This is a genomic window from Aquibium sp. A9E412 (assembly GCF_030398335.1).
Classification (GTDB): Bacteria; Pseudomonadota; Alphaproteobacteria; order Rhizobiales; family Rhizobiaceae; genus A9E412.
Genome location: NZ_JAOAOP010000090.1, coordinates 1 through 11,063 on the forward strand (window position 1 = coordinate 1; position 11,063 = coordinate 11,063).

Sequence of the window (11,063 nt, forward strand, 5' to 3'; positions counted from 1 at the left end):
CCCCGCGGTCCCGCGGGACCGCCATGCCGCCGCCCGCGCCGCTTCTCCCCGGCGCGGGCGCGCTGCGTCGGGCAGGCCGCCCGATACCGAGGCCCCCGAAAACCGCTTCACACCGTTTGCCATCCTGTCTAGGGTCGCGCCGCCCAAACAGGCGAAGGACATGCCCATGCGCTTCGAAGGAACGGCGGCCTATGTCGCCGACAAGGATCTGATGGTCGCCGTCAACGCCGCGATCGCGCTCGAGCGGCCGCTGCTCGTCAAGGGCGAGCCCGGCACCGGCAAGACGGAGCTGGCCCGCCAGGTCGCCACGGCGCTCGGCCTCGACCTGATCGAGTGGCACGTCAAGTCGACGACCCGGGCGCAGCAGGGGCTCTACGAATATGACGCGGTGTCGCGGCTGCGCGACAGCCAGCTCGGCGACCCGCGCTTCGAGGACATCCGCAACTACATCAAGCGCGGCAAGCTGTGGGAGGCCTTCGCCGCCGACCGCAAGACCGTGCTCCTGATCGACGAGATCGACAAGGCCGACATCGAGTTCCCCAACGACCTGCTGCAGGAACTCGACCGCATGGAGTTCTTCGTCTACGAGACGGGCGAGACGGTGGCGGCGCGCCAGCGGCCGATCGTCATCATCACCTCGAACAACGAGAAGGAGCTGCCGGACGCCTTCCTGCGCCGCTGCTTCTTCCACTACATCCGCTTTCCCGACGCCGACACGCTGGCCGAGATCGTCGAGGTCCACTATCCGGGCATCAAGCAGGCGCTGGTGCGCGCCGCGCTGACGCAGTTCTACGAGGTGCGCGACGTGCCCGGCCTCAAGAAGAAGCCGTCGACCTCCGAGGCGCTCGACTGGATCCGTCTTCTGGTGGCCGACGACGTGGCGCCGGAGGACCTGCGCGGCGAGGCGAGGAACGCCCTGCCGCGGCTGCACGGCGCGCTGCTGAAGAACGAGCAGGACGTGCACCTGTTCGAGCGGCTGGCCTTCATGGCGCGTCGCCAGGGCTGACACCGGCGCCGGGCGCCGGGACCGTTCCGACCCTCGGAGAAACGCAGTCCGGCGCCGGCGCACCGGTTCTCCATGCTTGCCGACGGCGAGCCGGTGTCCCCGTCGCCAGGCCGCGCCCCGAGCCGTTCTGCTCGTCATGGAAGCGCAGATCGGTTCCAGCTCGTTGTTTTTTGCCGCGTTTCCGGACGGCGAACCGGTGCCCGCTTCGCCTAAACGGTCTAGCCGTCGAGGCTGAGGTCGCGCCGGGCGCCGCGCAGCGACACGGCGAAGCCGGCCAGCACGTCGACGAAGGCGATCACCGTCAGCGTGAAGAACAGCGCATGGGCAGCCGCGCGCACCAGCAGGAACTCGATCAGGAAGGCGACGAAGACGAAGGTCGACAGCAGGTGGTCGACCACCGAGGCGTTCGACGTGCGCGTCGCCTTGACCACCTCGACGAACAGCAGCGCCAGCGCCACCACGACCATCAGGTCGCCGAGCGTCATCGTCCACAGCCCGCCCGAGACCATCGCCACGTCGAACAGGACCGCGTCCCAGACCTGCGGCGCAGCGCCGCCGAAAAGGCCGGCGAGCCCCAGATTGTAGAGGATGAAGGGAACGATCATCAGCGGGACGTGGCCGAGCATGGGCGCCTCTCTGTTTCCTGCGGCCCCGCCTGTAGACGCCGCCGCCGGGCGCCCGTCAAGCCCGGCCGCGCCGCCGATGCCTCGGCCGCTCGGCGCCCGCGCCACGCGGTCTTCGGCGATCGTTCGGATTTTCGCCGCCGCGCAAAGCCTTTTCTAATCGCTCGTCTGCTAGGCACGGCGGATGCGGCGAAATACGCCGGATCGACCGTCACGCCGTTGAAAGACCCGTTGCACGGCTTCTCGGCATCACGGCCCAACGGAGCTGTCCCATGGCACGCCCGGCAACCGATCTTGCCCGCCTGAAGGCGCGCATCGAGGCGCGCCTGGCCGGCGGCCGTCTGGATCGCTGGCAGCGCGACTTTCTGTCCGACATCGCCGCACGGATCGATCGCTACAGGCAGAACACGCGCCTCAGCGACAGACAGCTCGCCAAGGTGCGCGAGATCGTCGGGGAAGAACGCGCGGCAGCCGAAGCCGGGCCGGGCGCGCGCGTCGTCGCCCTGCCGGTGCGGCAGCGTCGGCGAGGCGTCGGGACCGGCTGGCGCCGTGGGTCGCGGCCTGCCTACCGCCTGCTGCGCGAGGGGGTGCTGATCGCGGCGCTGTTCGCCGCCCTCGCCGCACTGCAGATGGACCTGTCGCTCTCCGCGCCCGTCACCTGGCTGCGCACCCTCACCGTGCCCGCCGACGGCCGCAGCGCGCCCGGCTTCGCGGTGACCGACGGCGACACCATCCGCCTTTACGGCGAACGCCGTGGCCTGCGGCTGGTCGGCTTCAACGCGCCGGAGACGGTCCGCCCGCAATGTGCCCGCGAGCGGGCGCTCGGCGAGCGCGCCAGGGCGCGCCTGAAGGCGCTCGTCGCAAGCGGCGAGACGACGCTGAAGGTGGTGCCGTGCGCCTGTCCGCCGGGAACGCAGGGCACGCAAGCCTGCAACTACGGGCGAAGCTGCGGGATCCTGCGCGTCGACGGGCGCGACGTCGGCCGCATTCTGATCTCGGAGGGGCTGGCGGTTCCCTATGCCTGCGGGCCGGCCGGCTGTCCGCCGGCGCCGCGGCCGTGGTGCGGCTGAAGCGGTCGCCTTCCCGCCAGACGAAAAAAGACCGGCCGGGGCCGGTCTTGCTGGTCGTTCGCGCGCCGACGCCGGAGGCTCAGGCCTCCTTCGGCTCCAGCACCTGGCGGCCGCGATACATGCCGCTCTTCAGGTCGATGTGGTGCGGCCGGCGCAGCTCGCCCGAGTTCTTGTCCTCGACATAGGTCGGCGCCTTGAGCGCGTCGGCGGCGCGCCGCATGCCGCGCTTCGACGGCGTGGTCTTTCTTTTCGGTACGGCCATGGTCCTGCTCCGCTGTCCGGTCGACGGCCGCTGCTGCCCCGGCTGAGGGCCACGCACTCCGGCCATGATTGTGGAATTCGGCGTGCCTATACACCGCCGGCGCGGCCTTGGCCAGTGGGCGGTGCGTGTTTTTTGCCCGCCACTCAGTCGTCCTCGGCGCTGAGCCCGTGCCGGGCGACCAGATCCGCGTCGGCGAGCCCGGCATGCAGCGTCAGCAGCACGAGCTCGGCATCCGCCCCCTCGCCGGCGGCCACCGCGCGCGCCAGCCGCGCCTCGGCCGCCGCGCGGCGCTGCGGCGAGGTGGCCTCGGCGAAGCCGGCCTCGCCCAGCACGCACAGCGCCAGGAGGTCGGCGGCCGGCTGATAGGCCTGCGGCGGCGGCTCGCCGCCGCTGCGGTCCTTCATCAGGTTGACCGTCGTCAGCTTGACGCTCTCGGGCACCAGCGCGGGATGCAGGCCCGCCGCGCGCAGAGCGGTGTCGAGCCGGCGCAGGTCCTCCGAGCGGCCGAAGATGCCGAAGAACCCGATCGAGGAGCGGCTGCGCGCCATCGTTGCGCTCACGCGTCGGCCGCGGCCAGGCAGCCGACATAGTCGCCGGCCTGCGCGGCGCGCCGCTCGATGGTGTCGGCCAGCCGGTTGAGCCCGGCCGACGGCCGCGCCGGATCGCGCGTCGCCGGGCTCGGCAGCGTGACGGCGAGCAGCGCCGCCTGGCGCCGCGTCAGGGCGTCGGCCGAGCGGCCGAAATGGTGCTGCGCCGCGGCCTCCGCGCCGTACACGCCGGGCGCCCATTCGACGATGTTGAGATAGATCTCCATCAGCCTGCGCTTGGGAAGGACCAGGTCGAGATAGAGCGCCAGCGGCACCTCGATCGCCTTGCGCACATAGGAACGCCCCTGCCACAGGAAAAGGTTCTTCGCCGTCTGCATGGGAATGGTCGAGGCGCCGCGCGTGCGCTCGCCCGACAGCGCATCCTCGATCACCGTGTTGAGCGCGCCCCAGTCGACGCCGTCATGGGCGCAGAAGCGGCCGTCCTCCGACATCATCACCGAATGGACCAGCACCGGGTCGATCGCCTCGAGCGCCGCCCAGCGCCGGTCGTAGCCGGCCAGCACGGCGAGGTCGCGCAGCATCAGCGTGGAGACCGGATGCACCGCCGGCACGCGGTAGAGCGCGCCGAGCGCGAACGGCAGCAGCGCGATCAGCACCATGAGCACCGCGATCCGGCGCGCCCAGCGGCCGAGCCGGCCGCCTCGCCTGCGCCGGCGCGCCGGCGCACGCCGTTGCGGTTCGATCTTCGGTGCCTTCACGCGCGCGCCTCCGGCTCTGCCCGTCCGGCATAGCCGTCGCCCGCCGTACTGGCAATGCGCCGCCGCCGGCCGGCACTTGACCGCACGCGCGAATGGCGGCATCGCTCGCCGCCATGTCCCAGAGCGCCGATTTCGAAACCCTGCTTGCCGCCCGTGCCGAGGCGGTGGAAACCTGCCTGAAGCACCTGCTCGACCCGCGCCCGCGCGAGGGCGAGATCGCCAGGCCGGCCAACCTGCTGGCCGCCATGCGGCACGGCGTGCTCAACGGCGGCAAGCGGCTGCGCCCGTTCCTCGTCGTCGAGAGCGCGGCGCTGTTCGGCGCCGGCGGCGACGCGGTGCTGCGCGTCGCCGCGGCACTGGAATGCGTGCACTGCTATTCGCTGATCCACGACGACCTGCCGGCGATGGACGACGACGACCTGCGCCGCGGCCAGCCGACCGTGCACCGCGCCTTCGACGAGGCGACCGCGATCCTCGCTGGCGACGGGCTCCTGACCTACGCCTTCGACATCGTGGCCGACGCGGAGACCGCGCTGCCGGCCGCCGTGCGCGTCGCGCTGTGCGCCGGCCTGGCGCGCGCCGCCGGTCTCGGCGGCATGGCCGGCGGCCAGGCGCTCGACCTCGCCGCCGCCCGCGAGCGCCCCGACGAGGCGGGCGTGCTGCGGCTGCAGGCGATGAAGACGGGCGCGCTGATCCGCTTTGCGTGCGAGGCCGGCGCCACCGCCGGCCGGGCGCCGGAGGCCGACCGCGCGCGGCTCGCCGAGTTCGGCCAGGCGATCGGGCTTGCCTTCCAGCTCGCCGACGACCTGCTCGATCTCACCGCGACGCCCGAGACGATGGGCAAGGCGACCGGCAAGGACGACGCGGCCGGCAAGGCGACGCTCGCCGGCCTCAACGGCGCCGACTGGGCGCGCCGCCAGCTCGCCGGCCTGGTCGACCAGGCGGTCGCGCTGCTCGAGCCCTATGGCGAGGCCGGCGCGACACTCGCCGCGGCAGCCCGCTTCGTCGCCGAGCGCCGCCACTGAGACGCCGGCGGGCCGTGCCGCAGCGTTAAGCGCGGCTTAATCCAATCGTCTCATTTTGAACCGGCACGCAACGCCAGGTTCAAGGGGTGAGCGATGTCCTCCGCGGTTTCGCGCCGCTACATGCGCGGCCGGCTTGTCGCCGTCCTGGTCGGCTTCGCGCTCGCCGTGGCGGCGGGAACCGGCGTCCTCATGTGGCAGGCCGAGAAGGCGAAGACCGCCGTCAAGTTCGGCGCCGTCGTCGGTTCCGTCGCCGAGGCGACCAGCGACGTCATCCACCACGCGCTGCGGTTGCAGCAGTCCGCCGTTCGTGGCGCGGCCGACGGACCCGCACCGCAGCGCAGCGGGGCGGCCCGCACGGCGACCGAGACCGTGCGCGCCGACCTGCGCGCCGCGCTCGGCCGGCTCGACGCCGCCTACAAGACGCTGGAGTTCGCCGCCGAGGGCGACGTGTCGATGCTGGAAAGCCGCCGCATCACCGCCTCGCAGACCGACACGGCGGCGCTGCCCGAGCCGGCCGCGGACGCAGGCGCGCTGGCCGACATCCGCGGCCTGGCGGTGCCCGCCTCGGTGGCCGCGCTGTGGCAGACCGGCACGCTGCGCGACGACATCCGCCAGGTGCTCACCCTGGGCAACCGGCTCGACATCTTCAACGACCACTCGGGCGCCGCCGCCGCGCGCGTCTTCACCCGCCTGCAGGACCTCGCCAACCAGCGCGTGCGGCCCGACACGGCACGCATGCTCGACCGGCTGCACACCGACATGATCGCCAGCTACGGCGCGCTGCAGGGCGTTCTCGTCATCGTCGCGCTGTCGATCGTGCTGACCGGCGCGCTGATCGGCAGCCGCGTCTTCGTGCCGATGATGCGCCGCATCACCGATGCCCAGGCCGCGCTCGAGGAGGTCAACGCCTCGCTCGACGCCGCGCGCCGCACGGCCGAGAGCGCCGACCGCGCCAAGTCGGAGTTTCTGGCCAACATGAGCCACGAGATCCGCACGCCGATGAACGGCGTGATGGGCATGGCCGAGCTCTTGTCGCGCACCGAGCTCGACCAGCGCCAGCGCATGTTCGTCGACGTGGTGGTGAAGTCGGGCAACGCGCTGCTGACGATCATCAACGACATCCTCGACTTCTCCAAGATCGACGCCGGCCAGCTCACCCTGGAGCCGGCGCCCTTCCGCCTCGGCGAGGCGATCGAGGACGTCGCCACGCTGGTCTCCACGCGGGTGGCGGAAAAGGACCTCGAGCTGATCGTGCGCGTCGACCCCGACCTGCCGGTCTCCTATGTCGGCGACGTCGGCCGCTTCCGGCAGATCGCCACCAACCTGGTCGGCAATGCGGTCAAGTTCACCGAGACGGGCCACGTGCTGGTCGACGTGTCGGGCACGGTGGAGGGCGAGACGGCGGCGATCACCGTGCGCGTCGAGGACACCGGCATCGGCATCCCCGCCGAAAAGCTCTCCGGCGTGTTCGAGAAGTTCGCCCAGGTCGATTCCTCGTCGACCCGGCGCCACGAGGGCACCGGGCTGGGGCTCGCCATCGCCGCCCGCCTGGTCGAGCTGATGGGCGGGCGCATCGGCGCCGACAGCACGGTGGGCAGCGGCTCGACCTTCTGGTTCACCCTGCCGCTGCCGATCGACCGGGCCGACGCGCGGCCGCGGCCGGTGCCGATCGACGTGTCGGGCGCGCGCGTGCTGGCCGTCGACGACAACCCGATCAACCGCAGCATCCTGCTCGAGCAGCTTCGGAGCTGGGGCTTCGACTGCGCGGCGGCCGAGAACGGCGAGGTCGGGCTCGCCTTCCTGCGCCGCGCCGCGGAGCTCGGCGCGACCGTCGACTGCGTGGTGCTCGACTACCAGATGCCCGGCATGAACGGGGCGGAGGTCGCGCGCGCCATCAAGGCCGACCCGCGGCTCGCCGGCATCCCGGTCGTGCTGCTGACCTCGGTCGACCAGGTCGAGATCGGCCGGCTGGCGTCGGAATGCGGCGTCGCCGCCCAGCTCAACAAGCCCGCCCGCTCCTCGGCGCTGCTCGAGACGCTGGTCGCCGTCATGCAGGCCGCGCGGCACGGCGGCGACGGCGCGCCGGCCTTCTCGCTCGCCCCGGTCCCCGCTGTCGCGACGCCGCACCGCGAGCGGCCGCCGCGCACGGCGCAGCGGCGCGAGGCTGCGGCCGGCCTCGACGTGCTGGTCGCCGAGGACAACGAGGTCAACCAGCTCGTCTTCAGCCAGATCCTCGACGGCCTCGGGCTCGGCTACCGCATCGTCGCCAACGGCAAGGCGGCGGTCGACCTGCACCGGGCGCTGTCGCCCCGCCTCGTCCTGATGGACGTGTCGATGCCGGAGATGAACGGCTTCGAGGCGACGCGCGCCATCCGCGCGGCGGAGATGGGCACCGGCCGGCACACGCCGATCATCGGCATCACCGCGCACGCGCTGAAGGGCGACCGCGAGAAGTGCATGGAGGCGGGCATGGACGACTACCTGTCGAAGCCGATCTCGCCCGACCGGCTGGCCGCCAAGATCGACCTGTGGCGCGCGCCCGAGCCGCAGGCCCGCAGCGCCTGAGGCGGCGGCCTATTCGGCGGCCGCCTTGCCGCCGCCGAAGCGGCGTTCGATGTAGTCGGCGACCATCTTCTGGAACTCTTCGGCGATCGCCGGCCCGCGCAGCGTCGCCGCCTTCCGGCCGTCGATGAAGACCGGGGCGGCCGGGCTCTCGCCGGTGCCCGGCAGCGAGATGCCGATATCGGCATGCTTGGATTCGCCGGGACCGTTGACGATGCAGCCCATCACCGCCACCTGCAGGCTCTCGACGCCCGGATAGGTCTCCCGCCAGACCGGCATGTTGCGCCTGAGATCGGCCTCGATCGTCTGCGCCAGCTCCTGGAAGACGGTCGAGGTGGTGCGCCCGCAGCCCGGGCAGGCCGCGACCACCGGCACGAACTGGCGGAAGCCCATCGTCTGCAGCAGCTCCTGGGCGACCTGCACCTCGCGCGTGCGGTCGCCGCCGGGCTCCGGCGTCAGCGACACGCGGATCGTGTCGCCGATGCCCTGCTGCAGCAGGATGCCCATCGCCGCCGAGGAGGCGACGATGCCCTTGGAGCCCATGCCGGCCTCGGTGAGTCCGAGATGCAGCGCATGGTCGCTGCGCGCGGCCAGCGCGGTGTAGACGGCGACGAGGTCCTGCACCTGGCTGACCTTGGCCGACAGGATGATGCGGTTGCGCGGCAGGCCGATCTCCTCGGCGAGCTCGGCCGAGATCAGCGCCGAGCGCACCATCGCCTCGCGCGTCACCTCGCGCGCCGTCAGCGGCGAGCCCGCCGCCTGGTTCTCGTCCATCAGCCGGGTCAGCAGCTCCTGGTCGAGCGAGCCCCAGTTGACGCCGATGCGCACCGGCTTGTCGTGCCGGATGGCCGTTTCCACGATGGCGGCGAACTGCCGGTCGCGCTTCTCGCGGAAGCCGACATTGCCGGGGTTGATGCGGTACTTGGCGAGCGCCTCCGCGCAGGCCGGATGATCGGCCAGGAGCGTGTGGCCGATGTAGTGGAAGTCGCCGACCAGCGGCACGTCGAGGCCGAGCCGGTCGAGCCGCTCGCGGATGCGCGGCACGGCGGCGGCCGCCGCGTCGCGGTCGACCGTCACGCGCACGATCTGCGAGCCGGCGCGCGCCAGCGCGGCGACCTGGGCGACGGTGGCGTCGACGTCGGCGGTGTCGGTGTTGGTCATCGACTGGACGACGACCGGCGCGTCGCCGCCCACCGTGACGCTGCCGACGGATACCCCCACCGAGCGGCGGCGCGGCAGGGGCGAGGACTGGTAGATGGCCATGGCGGGACTTCCCATTGTCTGCCACCCTGTCAGGTGGCCGAGCGCGCCGGCGATGTCAACTGCGGCCGCCAGCCGGCCGGAACCAAGCCGGCGCGCTTGCCGTTGAAGCCCGACGCCGCGCGGCGACGCGCGGCCGCCCACCCAGCATACCAAGGAGCAAGCCATGGCCTCCGGCTCGAGATTCCGCGAAGACCTCACCGACGACCTGCGCGAACAGCTCGACGAGCTGCGCCACGACATCGCCCGGCTGCGCCGCGACGTGTCCGGCCGCAGCGCCCGCGCCTATCGCGGCAGCCGCCATATGGCCGACGAGGTGGCCGAGGCGCTGCGCGAATACGCCGACGCCGCGCTGCCGACGCTGCGCCGCGGCGCCCGCGTCGCCCGGCGCCAGGCGCACGACCACCCCGGCTCCACCGCCGCCGTCGCGCTGGTCGGCCTCGCCGTGCTCGGCCTCGGCGCCAGCCTGTTCCTGCGCCGCTGACCGGCCGCGCCGCTTCGCTGCATTGCAATATCGTCTTCGCGGCGCAATAGAATGCGCCGGAAGACGGCAGCGGCACGCAGAGGAGCGAAACAATGGGCGACACGAGGACGGCGATCGTCACCGGCTCCACCTCGGGCATCGGGCTCGGGGTGGCGCGGGCGCTGGCCGCGCGCGGCTGCAACGTCGTGCTCAACTCCTACACCGACACGGCGGATGACCGGGCGCTGGCCGACGAGATCGCCGCCGAGCACGGCGTCGCCACCGCCTATGTGCCGGCCGACATGGCCGATCCGGCGCGCTGCCGCGCCCTCGTCGAGACGGCGGCCGAGCGCTTCGGCTCGGTCGACATCCTGGTCAACAACGCCGGCATCCAGCACGTCGCCCCGGTGGAGGAGTTCCCGGTCGCCAAGTGGGACGCGGTGATCGCCATCAACCTGTCCTCGGCCTTCCACACCGTCGCGGCCGCCGTGCCGCACATGAAGCGCGCCGGCTGGGGCCGCATCGTCAACATTGCCTCGGCGCACGGCCTGCGCGCCTCGCCCTACAAGGCGGCCTATGTGGCGGCCAAGCACGGCGTGCTCGGCCTGACCAAGACGGTGGCGCTGGAGCTCGCCGAAGAGCGCGTCACCTGCAACGCCATCTGCCCCGGCTACGTGCTGACGCCGCTCGTCGAGGCGCAGATCCCCGACCAGATGAAGGCGCACGGCATGGACCGCGACACGGTGGTCCGCGAGGTGATGCTGGCGCGCCAGCCCTCGCGCGAATTCGCCACGGTCGAGCAGATCGGCGGCCTGGTCGTCTTCCTGTGCTCCGACGACGCCGCGCAGATCACCGGCACGTCGCTGTCGGTCGACGGCGGCTGGACGGCGATGTGAGCGATGCCGGACGAGGCGCCCGAAAGCGTCGCCGACGGCTTTCGCGCCGCCTGGAACGCGCATGACGCGGCAGCGCTCGCCGCGCTGTTCGAGGCCGAGGCCGACTTCGTCAACGTCACCGGGCTGCACTGGACCCGGCGCGCCGAGATCGAGGCCGCGCACGCCTACGGCTTCGCCCGCATCTTCGCCGGCTCGCGCCTGGAGATGACGGCGCGCCGCGTGCGCCGGCTGGGCCCCGATCTCGCGCTTCTCGTGGTGCACTGGTCGCTGACCGGCCAGACGGCGCCGGACGGCACGCCGGCCGGCCCGCGCCGCACGGTGATGAGCTTCCTCGTGCGCCGCGCCGCCGATGGCTGGCGCGCGCTCGCCGCGCACAACACCGACCGCGTTGCCGGCGCCGAGACCTTCGTGCGTCGTGACGGCCGGCTGGCGCCGGCCTCCTACCGCGCCGGACCGGACGACGGCGCGGCCGGCTGACGCGTCGCCTGGAAACCAGCTATAGCGTTTCCAGGCGAAGTGGAAACCGGTTCGCCGTTCGGAAACGCGGGAAAACAATGAGTTAGAGCCGGTCTGCGATTCCGTGAAACGCA

General features: G+C 72.3%; 12 protein-coding genes. 7 read left to right on the forward strand and 5 right to left on the reverse strand.

The window, feature by feature from the left end; all coding sequences use genetic code 11:
• Nucleotides 1–166: 166 nt before the first annotated feature.
• Nucleotides 167–1,006 carry a MoxR family ATPase gene (locus N1F89_RS19190; RefSeq protein WP_290086045.1) on the forward strand — a complete coding sequence of 280 codons (840 nt, stop codon included), beginning with the start codon at nucleotides 167–169 and terminating at the stop codon, nucleotides 1,004–1,006.
• A gap of 218 nt (nucleotides 1,007–1,224) precedes the next feature.
• On the opposite strand, the gene N1F89_RS19195 is transcribed toward N1F89_RS19190, so the two are convergent.
• Nucleotides 1,225–1,632: a hypothetical protein gene (locus N1F89_RS19195; protein ID WP_290086046.1), complete on the reverse strand. Its 408-nt coding sequence runs from the start codon at nucleotides 1,630–1,632 to the stop codon at nucleotides 1,225–1,227.
• A gap of 269 nt (nucleotides 1,633–1,901) precedes the next feature.
• Between N1F89_RS19195 and N1F89_RS19200 the strand changes: the two genes are divergently transcribed.
• Entirely contained in the window at nucleotides 1,902–2,699 is a 798-nt protein-coding gene (locus N1F89_RS19200) for a thermonuclease family protein (protein ID WP_290086048.1), read from the forward strand.
• Nucleotides 2,700–2,778: 79 nt separating this feature from the next.
• On the opposite strand, the gene rpmF is transcribed toward N1F89_RS19200, so the two are convergent.
• From rpmF to mtgA, 3 genes are all read right to left on the reverse strand, one after another.
• Nucleotides 2,779–2,961 carry a 50S ribosomal protein L32 gene (gene rpmF, locus N1F89_RS19205; protein WP_290086049.1) on the reverse strand — a complete coding sequence of 61 codons (183 nt, stop codon included), beginning with the start codon at nucleotides 2,959–2,961 and terminating at the stop codon, nucleotides 2,779–2,781.
• Between the two features lie 143 nt (nucleotides 2,962–3,104).
• On the reverse strand, nucleotides 3,105–3,509 hold the full coding sequence (locus N1F89_RS19210) for a hypothetical protein (RefSeq protein WP_290086050.1): 405 nt from the start codon (nucleotides 3,507–3,509) through the stop codon (nucleotides 3,105–3,107).
• 8 nt (nucleotides 3,510–3,517) lie between these two features.
• Nucleotides 3,518–4,180: a monofunctional biosynthetic peptidoglycan transglycosylase gene (mtgA, locus tag N1F89_RS19215; protein WP_290086057.1), complete on the reverse strand. Its 663-nt coding sequence runs from the start codon at nucleotides 4,178–4,180 to the stop codon at nucleotides 3,518–3,520.
• Nucleotides 4,181–4,380: 200 nt separating this feature from the next.
• On the opposite strand from mtgA, the gene N1F89_RS19220 reads away from it, so the two are divergent.
• Nucleotides 4,381–5,292, forward strand: coding sequence for a polyprenyl synthetase family protein (locus N1F89_RS19220; RefSeq protein WP_290086051.1), 912 nt, complete (start codon nucleotides 4,381–4,383; stop codon nucleotides 5,290–5,292).
• 93 nt (nucleotides 5,293–5,385) lie between these two features.
• On the forward strand, nucleotides 5,386–7,857 hold the full coding sequence (locus N1F89_RS19225) for a response regulator (protein WP_290086052.1): 2,472 nt from the start codon (nucleotides 5,386–5,388) through the stop codon (nucleotides 7,855–7,857).
• A 9-nt stretch (nucleotides 7,858–7,866) separates the two neighbouring features.
• Here N1F89_RS19225 and ispG read toward each other — a convergent pair whose 3' ends face one another.
• A complete protein-coding gene (gene ispG / locus N1F89_RS19230) occupies nucleotides 7,867–9,117 on the reverse strand; it encodes a flavodoxin-dependent (E)-4-hydroxy-3-methylbut-2-enyl-diphosphate synthase (RefSeq protein ID WP_290086053.1) in 1,251 nt (416 codons plus the stop codon).
• A 163-nt stretch (nucleotides 9,118–9,280) separates the two neighbouring features.
• Here ispG and N1F89_RS19235 point away from each other — a divergent pair, with 163 nt between their 5' ends.
• The 3 genes from N1F89_RS19235 (at nucleotide 9,281) to N1F89_RS19245 (ending at nucleotide 10,950) form a co-directional block, all read left to right on the forward strand.
• Nucleotides 9,281–9,598 (forward strand): hypothetical protein, encoded by a 318-nt coding sequence (locus N1F89_RS19235; protein ID WP_290086054.1) that lies wholly within the window; start codon nucleotides 9,281–9,283, stop codon nucleotides 9,596–9,598.
• Between the two features lie 92 nt (nucleotides 9,599–9,690).
• Entirely contained in the window at nucleotides 9,691–10,473 is a 783-nt protein-coding gene (locus N1F89_RS19240) for a 3-hydroxybutyrate dehydrogenase (protein WP_290086055.1), read from the forward strand.
• Nucleotides 10,474–10,476: 3 nt separating this feature from the next.
• Nucleotides 10,477–10,950, forward strand: a complete 474-nt coding sequence (locus tag N1F89_RS19245) for an SgcJ/EcaC family oxidoreductase (protein ID WP_290086056.1) — start codon at nucleotides 10,477–10,479, stop codon at nucleotides 10,948–10,950.
• Nucleotides 10,951–11,063: the final 113 nt, after the last annotated feature.